Origin of the sequence: Halogeometricum rufum (assembly GCF_900112175.1) — an archaeon.
Lineage (GTDB): Archaea > Halobacteriota > Halobacteria > Halobacteriales > Haloferacaceae > Halogeometricum > Halogeometricum rufum.
In genome coordinates this window covers 45,888-61,676 of record NZ_FOYT01000002.1, presented here as the reverse complement: position 1 = coordinate 61,676, position 15,789 = coordinate 45,888, and the positions used below count along the sequence as shown (strand labels likewise).

At 65.5% G+C, this 15,789-nt stretch carries 13 protein-coding genes; 2 read left to right on the top strand and 11 right to left on the bottom strand.

The genetic code is table 11. The features are described from left to right. Nucleotides 1-10: 10 nt before the first annotated feature. From BM310_RS09850 to BM310_RS09835, 4 genes are all read right to left on the bottom strand, one after another. The gene (locus BM310_RS09850; protein WP_089807235.1) at nt 11-742 is read right to left on the bottom strand and encodes a DUF6339 family protein; all 732 of its coding nucleotides are present in this window, start codon (nt 740-742) and stop codon (nt 11-13) included. Further along, nucleotides 739-1,758 (bottom strand): hypothetical protein, encoded by a 1,020-nt coding sequence (locus BM310_RS09845; protein WP_245778470.1) that lies wholly within the window; start codon nt 1,756-1,758, stop codon nt 739-741. The genes BM310_RS09850 and BM310_RS09845 overlap by 4 nt, the downstream gene beginning before the upstream one ends. Then, complete coding sequence (locus BM310_RS09840; protein ID WP_089807234.1) at nt 1,755-3,695, bottom strand: hypothetical protein; 1,941 nt, start codon at nt 3,693-3,695, stop codon at nt 1,755-1,757. Before BM310_RS09840 ends, BM310_RS09845 begins: the two co-directional genes overlap by 4 nt. Nucleotides 3,696-3,878: 183 nt before the next feature. After that, complete coding sequence (locus tag BM310_RS09835) at nt 3,879-4,829, bottom strand: HhH-GPD family protein (RefSeq protein ID WP_089807232.1); 951 nt, start codon at nt 4,827-4,829, stop codon at nt 3,879-3,881. Between the two features lie 93 nt (nt 4,830-4,922). Here BM310_RS09835 and BM310_RS09830 point away from each other — a divergent pair, with 93 nt between their 5' ends. Continuing rightward, entirely contained in the window at nt 4,923-5,246 is a 324-nt protein-coding gene (locus BM310_RS09830) for a hypothetical protein (RefSeq protein WP_089809142.1), read from the top strand. Nucleotides 5,247-5,277: 31 nt separating this feature from the next. On the opposite strand, the gene BM310_RS09825 is transcribed toward BM310_RS09830, so the two are convergent. The 4 genes from BM310_RS09825 to BM310_RS09810 all read right to left on the bottom strand — a co-directional run bounded on the left by BM310_RS09825 (nt 5,278) and on the right by BM310_RS09810 (nt 12,327). Beyond that, nucleotides 5,278-5,748: a hypothetical protein gene (locus BM310_RS09825; RefSeq protein WP_245778469.1), complete on the bottom strand. Its 471-nt coding sequence runs from the start codon at nt 5,746-5,748 to the stop codon at nt 5,278-5,280. Nucleotides 5,749-5,802: 54 nt separating this feature from the next. Then, a complete protein-coding gene (locus BM310_RS09820; protein ID WP_089807230.1) occupies nt 5,803-8,103 on the bottom strand; it encodes a methyl-accepting chemotaxis protein in 2,301 nt (766 codons plus the stop codon). An 89-nt stretch (nt 8,104-8,192) separates the two neighbouring features. Continuing rightward, on the bottom strand, nt 8,193-9,794 hold the full coding sequence (locus tag BM310_RS09815; RefSeq protein ID WP_089807227.1) for a methyl-accepting chemotaxis protein: 1,602 nt from the start codon (nt 9,792-9,794) through the stop codon (nt 8,193-8,195). Between the two features lie 262 nt (nt 9,795-10,056). After that, nucleotides 10,057-12,327, bottom strand: coding sequence for a methyl-accepting chemotaxis protein (locus tag BM310_RS09810; RefSeq protein WP_089807225.1), 2,271 nt, complete (start codon nt 12,325-12,327; stop codon nt 10,057-10,059). 117 nt (nt 12,328-12,444) lie between these two features. Between BM310_RS09810 and BM310_RS09805 the strand changes: the two genes are divergently transcribed. Continuing rightward, nucleotides 12,445-12,708 (top strand): BolA family protein, encoded by a 264-nt coding sequence (locus tag BM310_RS09805; RefSeq protein WP_089807223.1) that lies wholly within the window; start codon nt 12,445-12,447, stop codon nt 12,706-12,708. Nucleotides 12,709-12,747: 39 nt separating this feature from the next. On the opposite strand, the gene BM310_RS09800 is transcribed toward BM310_RS09805, so the two are convergent. From BM310_RS09800 to BM310_RS09790, 3 genes are read right to left on the bottom strand one after another with little or no spacing between them, the layout of a single operon-like run. Beyond that, nucleotides 12,748-13,887: an ABC transporter ATP-binding protein gene (locus BM310_RS09800; protein ID WP_089807221.1), complete on the bottom strand. Its 1,140-nt coding sequence runs from the start codon at nt 13,885-13,887 to the stop codon at nt 12,748-12,750. Then, on the bottom strand, nt 13,887-14,783 hold the full coding sequence (locus BM310_RS09795; RefSeq protein WP_089807219.1) for a carbohydrate ABC transporter permease: 897 nt from the start codon (nt 14,781-14,783) through the stop codon (nt 13,887-13,889). Before BM310_RS09795 ends, BM310_RS09800 begins: the two co-directional genes overlap by 1 nt. Next, nucleotides 14,780-15,787 carry a carbohydrate ABC transporter permease gene (locus BM310_RS09790; RefSeq protein ID WP_089807217.1) on the bottom strand — a complete coding sequence of 336 codons (1,008 nt, stop codon included), beginning with the start codon at nt 15,785-15,787 and terminating at the stop codon, nt 14,780-14,782. Before BM310_RS09790 ends, BM310_RS09795 begins: the two co-directional genes overlap by 4 nt. Nucleotides 15,788-15,789 lie beyond the last annotated feature (2 nt).

The window sequence follows — 15,789 nt, the reverse complement described above, 5'->3', positions numbered from 1 at the left end:
TGAGATGTACCTAAGAACGGTCTGACTCGACGTCGTCGCGGATACTCTGTACGATGTCTACCAGCTCGGACCGGGTCCGACCTTCGAGAGGTATCGTACTACCCGCACGACGGAGTCGTTGGACCGTCTCGTCTATCACGTCGTTGACCGCGAACGACTCCTCGTTGTCGTCGTAGAGGACGTCGAGACACGCGAGAGCTGCAGGCTTGTACCGGCCGAGTTGGATGTCGAACACACGGAAACAGAACCGTCGGTTCTGGAACACTCTCCTCGTATTCTCGTAGCCGCCATCTTCGTGAGTCATCTCGGCGATCCACCAGAGTCGCTCGAAGGTACTCGAAGCAGAATCAAGTGCTGCACCGTACGTCCAGAACTTCTTCTTCATACCTGTCTCGCTCTCGTAACTCCACCTGTGGCGGACGAACCAGGGGTAGTGTCTCATCGCGAGGTCGTTCCAGATCCCGGAGTCGCTAGCCGCGCTACGGCTGAGGTCGATCTCCTCGTGGACGGCGACGGCCGCCTCGGCGTCCATCCCCCCCTTGTACTCCCCGTACTCGTCCATCACCGCCTTTAGACGATCCTCCAAGACGTTTAAGTCGGCTGTGTATTCCGTAGACTGGGTGTACCGTTCGAGTTCTTCGTCTTTGAGGAACTCTCGGCCCTCCTCGCCTCGGAGGAACGCCTCGTCGTCTAACAGTCGCTTCGCCTCGGGAGTCACTCTCGTCAGGGTCGTCTGGGTCATCTTTCGGATAACGTCTGCACGTGTTTCGTGTAGTATTTCGCCGGTTCGAGGAGTGCTTGTACGCTGTCGTCTATCCGCTTAGTCGCTTGTTCGACCGAGTCGGAGAGGTCCTCCTGCAGTCGCTCCGCAGCTTTCTCTGGCGTGTGATCCTCGTACAGTTCGTCGTTCAACTCGTCGAACACCGCTCCTTGCCATTCGTACAGCCACTCTTCCTCGTCTGGGTCGTACTCTTTCGCCGCGATAGTCACGAGACGAGTCCACACCGGTGTCATTACTTGGTTCCAAGCCAATTCGGAAGTCAACTTCTCGTACCGTCCCTCGGGATCCCTCAGTAGGGGGAGGACCCTCTCGTGGTCTTCGTTGAGCCACAGAACTGGACGCTCTGCGTCGGACTCGAGGTCCAAGTAGTACATATGGTCTGCTGGAGGGAAGCGACTGTCTGGGTTCGACTCGTGTTCGTCGCTGAACTCCTTGGCGCGGATCTCGAACAGGTCCTCTCCCTCGCCCTCGTCGTCGCTGATCTCTACACGCCACTCTGGACCGTCCGCTACGAACACACCGGCGTCGGTAGCGTAGTTCACCGAGTCTGTAGAGTCTCTTCTGTCCGTCGTCCGCACGAGGACTGGACGTAGGTCTAAGCTCCCGGTGACGTCCTGTGCGTCGAACTCCCACGTCCCCGAGTACGTCCCCGAACTGATCGGGTCCCGAGCGAGGACGAACCGTTCTCGTAGGTACGTGCTGCGGCAGTGAGCGGCGACTACCAGCATCCCCGGTATCTTCCCGAACTCGGGGAACACCTTCCCTAAGAGACCCTCCGGTATCGTCACTTCGAGTTCTAGCTTGAGCGTGTCCCAGCCTTCGTACTCGGTCACGTCGACTAGTTGCTCGGTCTCCGGCTCGCTCGACGATTCGCCGTTGAGCGAGTATCCAATCACAGCGAAGTCCAGCGAACCGGGTTCACACTTGTGCGGATAGGTCCGGTACGACAGGCTCTTGTTCAGACGTATCTCTTTCACGACGACACCTCCTCGATACCGATCGAGCCGTCGACGATCTTGAACTTCGTCTCCCCGACGTCGCCTAGCCGTGGATCACTGTCGGAGAACGCCTCGGATCGAATCTCGAAGGTAGCCTTCTCTGGGTTCTCTTCGACCTCGATCACTCCACGGCCGTCTTCGACACGACCGTCGCTACTGGTTCCACCGACGTCGATCTCTTCGACTGGGATCTTGGACGCTTCGCGGTTGTCCTCGAACATCGCTGCCATCTCCACGGTGACGCTCCATTCGACGACCTCTCCCTGTTCGTCGACGTCCGGTTCCACCCAGCCCTCGAACGCCCATCGGTTCCCGTCGACGTTCGACGCGGTCACTTCCCAATCGAACGGTGTAGCGACTGTCGGTGTCGACGTTTCCGTCTCTCGGCCACGAGAACGTTTGGTCTTCGGCACTATGTCTCGGTCCGGCCGGATCGACTCTCCCGAGCGTTCGCGAGTCCCGTAGAGGAGCTTCGACAGATGAGTCCGCAGGAGTTCCTTCTTCAACCGCTTGACGCACTTGACGCATCCCGACTCGTACGTCCCTTTGAGTTCGTCGTTCTTTTCTCCGACCCAGTCGTCGTGGGCAGGAGGCTCCGCCATCGCGAGGAACTTGTCGATCGCGCTGTCCTCGTCTGTGGGCTCGTCGTCGCCTACCGGCCGAGCGTTCCCACACGCGAGTACTCCGTGGAACTTCTCAGAGAAGCCCAAGTGGTGACCGGGTTTGTACTGCACCACCATCCCCGAACCACGGAAGAGAGCGATCTCGCCGACGCGGTCTTCTTCGTATGGATACGCTCGGCGTGCAGCGAGTGAAACCGATCCTTCACTCGGGGTTTCTTCGTCCTTCCGGCTCCTGATCTCGTACTCGAACTCTCGGCTCGCGACGTCGCCCGGCCCTCCGAGGGATTTTGACGCGTCTGCCCTGCTCTCGTAGCACTCGATGAACGGTGCGACGCTGTCGTGGTCTCGGATAGTCTCCCCGGTGATGTGACGCTCGTCACCCTCCATATTGAGGTGGACCTTGAGGTCGCCACGACTGATGGCGGGCCAGAAGTAATCGGCCGCCGTCCGCTCGAAAGTGTCCGCTACGTCGGACGGCGACGGTTGATCCTCCATCGAGGGATCTGACGGGTCCCGGAATCCGACGATCATCGTGCTAGTCCCCGCCTCGTTCGGCCGACTTAGTGAGAGTTCTTCGGCCAACTCCTCTGCGACGTCGGCCCACATCGACTCGGGCCGTTCTAAGTCTGGATCTTCCAGACCTGTCGGAGAACCGAACCACCCTTCGTTGTCGTACCACTGACCGTCTGGAGTCTGGTGCGTCGGGACGAACGAGCGTCCCACTAGACGAGGAGACTCCTGTTCGGGAAGTTCCTCGTTTAGATACGAGTCGAACAGGACCGTCTGAAGACCACTAGCGACCCAGAGGACGGAACTCCCCAACCCGTGTCTACCGCCGGTGTCTCCGCTCTTGTTACTGCTCCCGGGGTCTCTCACTAGTGCAGCGTAATCCCCGTCTGTGGACACCTCGTCACCTTGGATACCGCTCGTGTTCTTCTCCTCTGCGACGAGGACTCGTAGCGTCCCCCCGTCGTCCAAGTAGTCGACATAGTCCTGTAGACCCGGGCCGTCTTGTTCTTCGGCGGCCGCACGTACGTGTTCTATTAGAGAGTTCCAACAGATAGCGTCCTCGAAGCTCTTCCTCGTCTCTTCGAGTTCGTGGAGGCGGAAAGTGACCTCTACGGGTTCGTCGTTGTCGAGACCTGCGTCGTTGATGTTCTGAAGGACCTCTCTCACGAAGGTTTCGAGGCTTCTGTCGAGAGTCTTCTTCTGGAGGAGACCCGGACTGTGAGATTGTCCCGGTGGTTGTTTTTTGAACCACCAGTCCTCGGGCCGGATGGAGTCAGATGGCATGGGGAGTCTCTGTCTCTCACGTGGACGACCCCAATATAAAAATGTGCGATTGTATCTCTCGTTGAATTGTTATTGGCGGCCCTCTATCTGCCCTCGTTTATTTCTGACTCAGAGAATGGAGGACAGCAAATTCCGAGTAGGATATCAAACGACAATCAGGGGTCGCCACGGCTAAGAACCGGTTTATTGTTGAAGTCGGACTGAAGTACCGCTGTCGTCTTCATCAACTTCGACGAGCCCATCATCGGATAAGTCCGAAAGCAATCCTCGAAGCCACTCACGTCCATGATTTCCCTCGGGGGTGTAGTCAACACGGATTTTCGGCCCTAACTCGTCCAGCATCAGTTCGTCGTATTCACCAAGCACACGAACGACCCGACCTCGGAACTGCCGTCGACTCCCTTCGAACTCGGGTTGCGTCGGTACGTCAGGCGCAGTAAAGTCACCCGTCTCGTACGCGTAGCACCATTTCCGCCACGGACACCCTTCCTCGTCACACTTCGGCGTCTTCTGACACGCCACGCCGCCCAATTCCATGATCGCATTGTTCCACACACGCGACTCTCCAGGCGGCATGAGCGCGTTCGCGAGGGTTTCGTAATCCGGATCCTCCGCATTATGGATTTCGTCAAACGCGCGGTGCAGCACCCGCTTCACGTTCGTGTCCACCACCGCGTCGCCCTCGTTAAACGCGAACGACGCGACGGCGTTCGCGGTGTACGGCCCGACGCCCATCAGTTCGGACAGTTCGTCGGGCGTCCGCGGGAACTCGCCGTCGAACTCCTCGGTCACCTGCCGGGCCGCCTCGTGCAGGTACTTCGCGCGGTTGTTGTAGCCGAGACTGTGCGAACTCCAGAAGGAGACGACGTCGCTCCGGTCGGCGGCCGCGAGGGCCGCGGCGGTGGGCCACTCCGCGAGGAAGTCCGCCCACGCCTCGACGACGCGGCCGAGTTGCGTCTGCTGGCTCATCACCTCGCTCACGAGAATCTCGTAGGGGTCGTCGGTCCGCCGCCACGGGAAGTCGCGGTGGTCCGCCTCGTACCACGAGACGAGGGCGTCCCGCACCGCGTCGCAGTCGTCGGGAAGGGCGGGCGCGTCGCCGTCGTCGGGCGACGGGGCGTGGCCGTCGGTCATCGTCCCGGAGTTGGACGGAGCGAAGTTATGGGTGCTGATTCGCACGCGCCCGAGTCGGAGAACCCTTACCGCCGGCACGCCTCGGGCGACGGTATGGGACTCGACGAACTCACCGAAGACGTAGAGGCCGCGTACGCCGAACTCGACGAGGAGTCGGCGGTGTCGTTCGACCGAGAGACGCGACACGAGTTGGCGATGCTGTCGGCGGCGTTCGAGACGGACGAGGTGGACGAACTGGTCCGCCGGGCGGTCCACCTGCTGTTTCAGACCACCGTCGACAGGGGGACGCTCGACTTCCACCTCCGGCAGGGCTACGACGTGACGTACGACGAGTACCTCTCGGGGATGACGTACGACGAGATGACCGGACAGGACCAGTACCCGCAACGCGACGACGAACGCCGCTACCAGATGTGACGCCCCGTCGGCGTTCGCGCGGTGCGGCCCGTCAGCGCCGTTCGACGCGCACGCGCACGCCGCCGGACGCCGTCTGACGGCCCGTGCCGGCCCCTGCCGTCGCGTCGTCGCGACGGACGTACCGCACGTCGTCGCCGCGTTCGATGCGGAACGCGTCGAACGAGACGACGAGTCGTTCCTCGCCCAACGACGCCCGGAGGACGACGCCCTCGCTCGTGACGACGACGTACGGCGGGGCGGCGACGGGCGGGGCGGGCATCGGGTGTCCGGTGGCCGTCACCAGGTCCGAGAGGACGCGCGGGAGGTGCGCGAGGACGCCCGCCGCGTCCAGTGCCCGTTCGAACGCGGGGACGACGGCGTCGCGGTCGGTCGTCCACGCGGCGTCCGTCGGCGACTCGTCCCACTCGGCGGCGACGGCGTCGGCGCACCGTCCGATGGCCTCGACCACGTCGCCGTGGTCCTCGAACACCCGCCGTTCGACGCGGTCTGTCGGGTCTGACACGGAGGCTCGTTGTCGACTCGCGGTCAAAAAGGCTCCCGAGTCGCCGCTCTCGGGTCAGTCGTCGTCGGACGCGGCGGGCGTCGGGGCGGACTCGCCGCCCGCGTCGGACGCGCCGTCGGCGACCACGTCGGCCAGTCGGGCGGCCGTCTCGCCGTCGAGGGAGAGCGTCGACTCGAAGTCGACGCCGTCGGCGGAGACGTCGAACTCGTCGAGGAGTTCGCTCAGGTCGCTCGCCTGGTCGGCGAGGCGGGTCGCGCCGTCCGAGACTTCGTCCAGCGTGGCGGTCTGTTCCTCGGCGGCGGCGGAGACGTTCTCGGCCTCGCTGGTCGTCTCCTCGCCGATACCCGCGAGTTCGTCGGCCATCGACAGCACGTCCTCGGCCGTCCCGGCCTGCTGACCCGTCGCGGCCGCGACTTCCTCGACGCTCGCGCTGTTCTGGCTCACCTCGTCGGCTATCTCGTCGAACGACGACAGTGCCTCGTCGACCTGCGTGGCGCCGGCTTCGACCTGCTCGCGCATCTCCTCGATACCCTCGACGACCTCCGCGCGCTTGTCCTGCAGCGTCGTGACGTGGTCCTCGATGGTCTCGGCGTACGTCGCCGTCTCCTCGGCGAGGTGTTTCACCTCCTCGGCGACGACGGCGAACCCCTCGCCGGCCTCGCCCGCCCGCGACGCCTCGATGGAGGCGTTCAGCGCGAGGATGTTCGTCTGCTCGGCGAGGTCGGCGATGACGCCGGTGACGTTGCTGATGCGCGCTATCTCCTCGTCCAGTTCCTCGACCGACGCGACGGCCTCGTGCGTCTCCGACTCGATGGCCTCGACGCCGGTGAGCGCGTCGTTGGCGGCCTCGCGTCCCTCGTCGGCGCGGTCGGCCACCTCTGCCGACCCCGTCGCTAAGTCGTCGGCCGTCGCCGACACCTCTTCGACGGACGCCGAGAGGTCGCCCATCTCCTCGGAGAGGTCCGCGAGGTGGTCGGCCTGTTCGCGCGCGCCCGCCGAAATCTGCTCGACCGACCGCGCTATCTCGTCGCTGGCGGCGCTGACCTCCGACGCGCCCGCGGCGACGCCGGAACTCCGGTCGGCCACCGTCTCGCCGAACGCGGTGAGTGCGACGACGGTGGTCTCCAACTCGTCGACCATCTCGTTGAACGCGTCGGCGATGGTCCGCATGTCCGCCGAGTCGGAGTCGCGGTCCATGCGGACGGTCAGGTCGCCGTCGGCCGCCTCGCTCATCACGTCGCTGTAGCGGCGCGCGTCCGCACGCTGGGCTTTCAGGTCGTCCCGAAGCGCAGCCACGCCGTCCACGACGGAGCCGAACTCGTCGACGCGGCCGCCGGGCAGCGACACGTTCAGGTCGCCCTCGCGCAGGCGTTCGACGCGATTCGCGAGCCTCGACAGCGGGGAGACGGTGGTGCCGTGGATGAGACCGCCGAGGACGACGAAGCCGACGACGACGGCGGCCAACAGGGCCACGAGTTTGCCGGCGACGGAGTTCTCGACGCTGTACACCGCCGAGGCCGGCGCGTGGACCACGGTGACGAAGTCGGTGCCGGCGACGGGGGCGTAGGCGACGAGGTGTCGCTCGTCCATCAGCGCGTTCGCGCCGTCCTCGTAGACGCCGGGGTTGCCGGCCGCGCCGTCGGTCACGGCCGTCGCGTTCGCCACGCCGTAGTCGCCGTAGTTCCCGCGGCCGGAGGCGTCGAACTGCACCCGCCCGTCGGCGGTGACGACCTGTGCGAAGCTTCCCTCGGTGGCGGTGTCGAGCGTGAGTTCGACGTAGCTGAGGTCGGCGACGACCATCACCACGCGGTCGGATTTGAGCTGTACCGGGCTGACGAACGCCATGAACGTCTTGTTGTCGCGGTGGTACGGGCGCGTGTAGGACACCTGGTCGGCGACGGGCATCTCCATCGACCCCTCCACGAACGCGGTGCCCTCGGGGAGCGGGTCGGTGCCCACGGCGTCGCTGTTCGAACTGGCGACGATGTTCCTGTTCTCGGTGTCCACGTAGTGGACCTCGGTCACGGCCGTCGGCAGGACCGCCTTCTCGCGTCTGAGATACTGCGAGACGACGGAGTCCTCGGCGGTCTGGAACACGTTGTACCGGGAGACCATCCGGGCGGTCTGCTGCTGTGAGGTGACCCACCCCGAGAGCTGTTCGGACTGGAGGTTGGCGGTCGTCTGGAGGTCACGCTCGGCGGAGTCGCTCACCTCCTCGGCGACGGTGACGTAGGTGTACCCGCCGATGGCGACCACGCCGACCGTCACGACGGCGAACAGCAGGGCCAACTTCGCGAGGTAGTTGCGCCGAAGCGATTCCGGGAGGAGTTCGTCGAGTCGTCGGGCGACCTTCATCTACTCGCGCCGAAGGTGTTTCGGTTCAAAATACTTCGCTGCCGAGTATCAGAGTTGATTCTCGAAACCGCCCGACGTCGTGCGGACTGTTACCTCGTGGCGTCCGGCGCGACCGCGGTGACGCGTTCCCCGTCCCCGGCGTCTGTGGCACCGGCGGCGACTGAGTCGTCGTCGAGGACGTCGTCCATCGCCTCGGTGGTGCCGTCCGAGCGGTCCACGTCGAACTCCGAGAGGTGTTCCTGCAGTGCGTCCACCTGCTGGGCGAGGCGGGTCGCGCTGTCGGTCACCTCGCCGAGCGACGCGGCCTGCTCCTCGGCGGCGGCGGAGACGTTCTCGGCCTCGCTGGTCGTCTCCTCGACGACGCTGGCAACCTCGTCGGTCATCGACCTGACCGCCTGGGCCGCCGACGCCTGTTCGGAGGTGACGGTCGATATCTCGGCGACGCTGTCGTTCGTCTCAGAGACCGCCTTGTCGATGTCGTCTAGCGTTCTGAGCGCGCTCGAAACGGCGTCGGAGCCGTCGTCGACCGACGAGCGCATCCGTTCGATACCGTCGGTCACCTCCTCGCGTTGCTCGCGGACGTCCTCGACGAGTTCCGAGATGTTGCCGGCGAACTGCTGGGTCTCCTCCGCGAGGGACTTGACCTCGTTGGAGACGACGGCGAAGCCCTCGCCGGCCTCGCCCGCGCGGGCGGCCTCGATGTTCGCGTTCAGCGCGAGGATGTTCGTCTGTTCTGCGATGGCGGAGATGCGGTCGGTTATCTCGCCCACTTCGACCAGTTTCTCGTCCAGCGTCTCCACCGACTCCACCGTCTCTCTGGTCTGTCGCTCGATGTCCTCGATGCCCTCGAGTGCGTCTTCGGCGTAGCGCTGCCCGCGTTCGCTCCGGTTCGACGCCTCGTCGGCCTGGTCGGAAACCTCGTCGGACTCGGCGGCGACCTGTTCGATGGCGGCCGACAGCGTCTCCACCTCGTCGGAGAGTGTGCCGACGCTGTCGGACTGCTCGCGCGCGCCGGCCGAGATCTGTTCGACGGACTCGGCGACTTCCTGGCTGGCGTGGTTCACCTCCGTCGCGCTCGACGCCACCTCCTCGCTCTGGGCGGCCACCTCGGTAGTGAAGCCGCTGACGGCCAGCACCGTCGTCTCCAACTCGTCCATCATCCCGTTGAACGACTCGGCGATGCGGCGCATGTCCCGACTGCTGCAGTCGGTGTCCATCCGCACCGTCAGGTCGCCGTCGGCCCCTGCTCGCATCGACGCGAGGTGGGCCTCCGCGTCGTCGCGTTGGTCTCTGAGGTCCCGGCGGACGCCGTCGATGCAGTCGGCGACGGTGCCGAGTTCGTCGTCGCGGCCGAGGTCGGCGCGTTCGTCGAGGTCACCCGCGCGGATGCGCTCGACGCGGCGTTCGAGCGACTCCAGGGGAGCGACGACGTGCCGACCGAAGAAGAGGGCGATGCCGGCGAGTGCGAGAGTCGTCCCGCCGACGAGGACGCCGAGGTCGGTCACGAGAGCCGTTTCGATGCTTCGCGCGGCCTCCTCGGAGGCGTGCCGCTCTATCTCCGCGGCCAGACTGAGATAGGTGTAGATGCTGACGCCGCCGCCGAACAGCACGACGGCGAAGAAAAACGTTCTGAGAGTCCTCGTGAGGCTTCCGGTCACCCAGTCGAGGACGCCTTCCGAACCTTCGAACATTGTGTGCGACTCTTACTACCGTTCACCAGAACTTATGATTTAGTTACCAGTTATCGGCAGTGAGTCTCGGACGGCGGATTTGCTCGCAGAGATGTCGATAGAAGCGGTCGGCGAACGCGACCGAACCCGTTGCCGCCGGCGAGCGATATCGTCCACTCACCGCGTAGTAAACAGTTGGACCGAACGAACATAACTGTAGGTGTCGTTCTCGCCCGTGATATCGAAGAGCGGGTCGGCGAACCCGACCGGGTCGAAGCCGGGGTTACGGTTCGGAGTCCGTCGTCGTCGCGGCGCCCTCGACCGGCCGCCGACGGTCGGCGTCGGCCGACGCGTCGCCTTCCGCCGCCCCGACCTCGAACTCGTCCAGCCGTTCCCCGAGTTCGGAGGCTTCGTCGGCCAGTTCGGCCGTGCTCTGCGTGACCTCGGAGAGCGAGGCCGTCTGCTCCTCCGCGGCCGCCGAGACGTTCTCCGCCTCCGCCGTCGCCGCCGCGGCGATGCCGGCCACCTCGTCGGCCGTTCCGGTCACCTCGTCCGCGGCCTCGGCTTGCGCCGCGGCGGCGTCCGTTATCTCGTCGGTGCGGTCGTCCGTCGCCTCGATGCTGGCGACCGTCTCGTCGAGCGAATCGAGCGTCGCCGCCACGGCGTCGGCCCCGTCGTCGACCTGTTCGCGCATCCGTTCGACGCCCTCGATGACCTCGTCGCGCCGCGTCTCGACCGCTTCGACGAGGTCCGCGATGTCCGTCGCGGAGTCGTGCGTCTCCTCGGCGAGCGACTTGACCTCCTCGGCGACGACGGCGAACCCCTCGCCGGCCTCGCCCGCCCGCGACGCCTCGATGGAGGCGTTCAGCGCGAGGATGTTCGTCTGCTCCGCGACGTCGGTTATCATCTCGACGACGTCGCTTATCTCGTCGAGTCGGGCGTCGAGTTCCCGAATCGCTTCGGCGGTGCGTTCGGCCTCCCGTTCGACCGCCTCCATCTCCGACATCGCTTCGCCGGCCGCCTCGCGCCCCTCCTCGCCGCGGGTCGCCGCTTCCCCCGACAGATCCGAGAGTTCCGCGGCGGCCGAGGCCACCTGTTGAATCGACGCCGACAGCGTGTCCATCTCGTCGGTCAGCGAGTCGAGTCGCTCGGACTGCTCGCGCGCGCCGGACGATATCTGTTCGACCGACTCCGCCACCTCCTCGCTGGCCCGTTCGACTTCCCCGACGCCGTCGGCCACGGAGGCCGAGCGTCGGGTCACGTCGTCGCCGAACGCGCGGACGGTCCGCATCGTCTTCGCCACCTCGCGCATCATCTCGTTGTAGGCCGCGGCGACGGTCCGCATGTCCTCGGAGTTCGAGTCCGGGTCCAGACGGACCGTCAGGTCCCCCTCGGCGGCCCGCACCATCTGTTCGCTGTACGCCTCCGCGTCCCGTCGCTGGTCCCGCAGGTCGTCTCGGAGGTGCGAGACGCCCTCGTACACGCGTCCGAGTTCGTCGCGGCGCGCCGTCGAGAGGTCGGCGTCCAACTCGCCGTCGCGGAGTCGTTCGACGGTCCCCGCGAGGTGGCGCAACGGACGCGCCGTTCGGTAGTGGATGACGGCCGTGAACGCGCCCAACGAGAAGAGGGCGACGAGAGAGAGCGCGACGAACCCGCCCGCGACGAGGGTCACCACGCCGTACGCGGCGTTCGTCGGCGCGTGCGTCACGACGGCCATCTTCGTCCCCGGTATCGGCGCGTACCCGACGAGGTGCCGTTCGCCGAGGGCCGCGTTCGCCGCCGCGGTGTACACGCCCGACTCGCCGTCGAGACCCGCCTGCACCGCGGGCGCGTCGTCGACCGGATACGGCGCTCCGACCGCGTCGTCCGTCGCACCGGTACCGTCCGCGTGGTCCGCCCCGTCGAAGTGGACGACGCCGCCCGGCGCGACGACCTGCGAGAAACTCCCGTCGATGGGCGTCTGCAACTCCGACTCGACGGCCGCCGTCGAGACGACGAGTACGACGGCGCGAGTCGGCCGTTCCGGGACGGGACTGACGAACGCTATCACGTCTTCGCTCGTCGTGTACACCTCCGTCATCGCCACGGAGTCGGCGTCGCCGTCGGTCAGCCCACCCATCATGAACGGCAGGTCGCCGTCGCCGCCGAGGAACTGACCGTTCATCGACTCGTTCGAAGAGGCGAGTATCACCCCCTCGGACCGGTCTACGTAGTGGATGGCGGACACGTCGTCGGTCTGCCTGTCTACCTCCTCCCGGAGGTACGACGACACCGCGTCGACGTCGTTCCGGGCGAACACCCGGTACTCCGAGAGCATCCGGGCCGTCTGCGACCGGGTCGCGACCCACTCGCTCGTCTCGACCGCCTGCTGTTCGCTCAGCGTTTCCACCTCGTGTCGCGCGTCCGCGCGGAGTTCCTCGGCGACGGCGACGTACGTGACGCCGCCGGTCACCGAGAGCAGGACGACGGCGGCGACGAACGCCGCGAGCAGTTTCGCGATGTAACTCCGAGAGAGCCGGTGTCGAACCGCCTCGAATAGATTATCGGATGACACGTTTGCGCAGACCAATTCGTGAAATTATTTAGAACTGTCCGTCTGAAAATCACGTTCGATAACAGCGGTCGCGACCCGTCCCGGAGCCTTTTATCCGACGCCGACCCACCGACGGGTATGGAGACTTCTGAAGTCGAACGCCTCATCGAGGACGGAATCGAGGGCGCGGAGGCGTCGGTGACGCTGCCGCGCGTGCCCGACGAGGACCACGAGGACGCGCACTTCGCCGCCGTCGTCGTCTCCCCCGCCTTCGAGGGGAAGAGCCTCGTCCAGCAGCACCAGATGGTGTACGACGCGCTCGGCGAGTCGATGACGACGGACATCCACGCGATGGAACTGAAGACCTACACGCCGGAGGCGTACGAGGCCGCCGGCGAGTAGTTCGGTCGCGGAGCGAAACCGGACGGTTCGGCCGCCCCGCTACAACTGCGGTTCGGTCTCCTCGAGTTCGTCGAGCGACCGGTTCTTCAGCGCCGCGCCGGTCCGCGTGTCGAACAGGTGAATCGCCGACTCGGGGAAGCGCGCGACGACCGGTTGCCCGGCGTCGAGGCTACGCATCCCGTCTATCGTCGCCACCACGTCGGCGTCGCCGTCCGTCTCGAACGACAGGTAGACGTTGTTCTCGTTGCCCATCGGTTCGACCACGTCCACCACCGCGCCGAAGTCGTGGTCGCCGGCGCTCTCGCCGACGATTTCGACGTCTTCGGGGCGGATGCCGAGCGTGACGTGTGTGGCGTCGCCGACAGCCTCGCGCGTCTCCTGCGACAGCGAGTAATCGAACCGGTCGCCGGTCAACCGGTCGCCCTGCACCTCCATCTCGAAGAAGTTCATCGAGGGTTCGCCGATGAACCCCGCGACGAACAGGTTCTCGGGCTGGTGGTACGCCTCGAGCGGCGTCGCCACCTGCTGGAGGACGCCGTCGTTCAGGATGGCGATGCGGTCGCCCATCGTCATCGCCTCCGTCTGGTCGTGCGTGACGTAGACGGTGGTGACGCCCAACTCCTCCTGCAGGCGCTGGAGTTCCGTGCGCATCTGCGAGCGGAGTTTGGCGTCCAGATTGGAGAGCGGTTCGTCCATCAGGAACACCTTCGGGTCGCGCACGATGGCGCGGCCGAGGGCGACGCGTTGCTGTTGTCCGCCGGAGAGTTCGCCGGGCTTCCGGCCGAGCAAGTCGGCGATACCGAGCATCTCGGCGGTATCCTCGACGAGCGAGGATATCTCGCTGTCAGCCATGTCGGTGGACTCCTCCAGCCCGAACGACATGTTCTGCTTGACGGTCATGTGCGGGTACAGCGCGTACGACTGGAACACCATCGCGATGTCCCGTTCGCGCGGCGGTTGTCCCGTCACAACGTCGCCGCCGAGCGTGATGTCCCCGCTGGAGACGGTTTCGAGGCCCGCTATCATCCGGAGCGTCGTCGACTTGCCGCACCCGGACGGGCCGACCAGGACGAGGAACTCCCCGTCCGCGATGTCTATCGAGACGTCGTCTACCGCGACTATCTCCGAGCCGTCGTCGTCGAATACCTTCGTGACGTTGTCGAGTGTGAGTTCTGCCATTATGTTTCACCTGCCACGCCCTCGGCGAACTGTTCGCCGAACAGCACGTACACGAGGAGCGTCGGGAGTGCCGCGACGAACGCGGCGGCCATCTGAACGTTGTACTGCTGCACCATCGACCCCTGGAGTTTGTTGAGCGCTATCGTCGCGACTTCGCTCGTCGGCGACGACACCAGCACGAGGGCGAACAGGAAGTCGTTCCACACCTGCGTGAACTGGTAGATGAGCACCACCGCGAACATCGGCTTCGAGAGGGGGAAGACGATGCGGCGGTAGATGCGCGAGAACGTCGCGCCGTCGATGCGCGCCGCCTCCAGCATCGAGTCGTCGAAACTCGCGTAGTACGACCGGAACAGGATGGTGCAGATGGGAATCCCGTACGCGGTGTGCGTGACGATTAGTTCGATGAGTCCGACGCGCTGGGCGAGGAACGGCACGCCCGCGAGGTAGTTCTGCAGGCCGACGATGGTCCAAAAGCGCGTCAGCGGGACGAGCACGGACTGGTAGGGGACGAACATCCCCGCGACGAACAGCATCAGCACGCCCGCCTGCCCGCGCCAGTCGAGGTTCGTGAGTCCGTACGCCGCGACGGAGCCGATGAGCCCCGACAGCACCGTCGCCGGGATGGCGACGAACGCGCTGTTGTACAGCGCGCCGGAGAAGTCCGATAGCGGCCCCTGCATCTGCGCCCACGCCTCGGCCCACGCGTCGAGCGTGAAGCCGTCGCCGAACGGCGGGACGAACGGCGTCGTCCGGAAGAACGCGTCCTGCGTCTTGATGGACGTCATCAGGCCGCTCTCAAGCGGTGCGAGGTAGAACGCCGCCATCGCGAGGAGGACGGCGTACAGCGCGTACCGACCGAGCGCGCTCGAACGCACGTCGTCGGCGAGGCTCATAGGTCACCCCGCTGGTACTGCACGTAGAGGTACGGACCGATGACCACCAGCGCCAAGAGGAACAGCACCGTGGCGATGGCGGCGCCGTACGCCCAGTTCGAGGAACTGAACGCCTCGCGGAACATCATCGTCGCGAGGATGTCCGTCGAGGGGCCGGGCGTGTCGCCGAACATGACGAACAGGAAGTCGAACGCCTTCAGCGCGAACACCATCAGCACGACGGCGGCGCTCATGGTGGAGGCGCGCAGTTGCGGGATGACGACGCGCCAGTACATCCGCACCGTGGACGCGCCGTCGATGCGCGCCGCCTCGAACTGGTCCGAGGGGATGGCGCGCAGGCCGGCGAGGTACACGACCATGCAGTAGCCGCTGAACTGCCACATCAGCGCGAAGATGACCGCGCCGAGTTTGGTCTGCGGGTCGCTTATCCAGTCGTTCGCGAGGAAGCCGAGGCCCGTCCCGCGGAGGACGACGTTGATGAGGCCGATTTCGGGGTTGTACATCCACGCCCAGAAGATGGCCGTCACGACGAACGAGAGGCTCATCGGCAGGAGGTAGACGGTTCGGAACGTGTTCTCGAACCGGATACCGCGGTCCACGAGGATGGCCAACAGGAGGCCGACGACGAGCGACGCAACCGTGAACACCACGAGCAACACGACGGTGTTGCGCGCGGCGGCGACGAACGTCGGGTCGCCGAGCATCTGCGCGTACATCGAGAAGTCCAGGTCGCCGTAGTCCGGACTGCCGAACCCGGACCACTCGGTCAGCGAGATGACGGCGTTCCAGCCGATGGCTCCGTAGACGAACAGTCCCATGAGCAGCGCCGGCGGGAGCCAGAACGGGAGCGACCGGACGAACTCGCTGTCGCGCCACGACCGGTTGGACTGCCCAGTCGAGGCGGACGCCGTCGCCGTCGCGGTGCCGCCGTCCGTGCGCAGTTCGTCGTCGCCCTCGTCGCCCCACCCGAGGCTCACGAGTCGTCGAAAGATGGAGTGAAGCATGC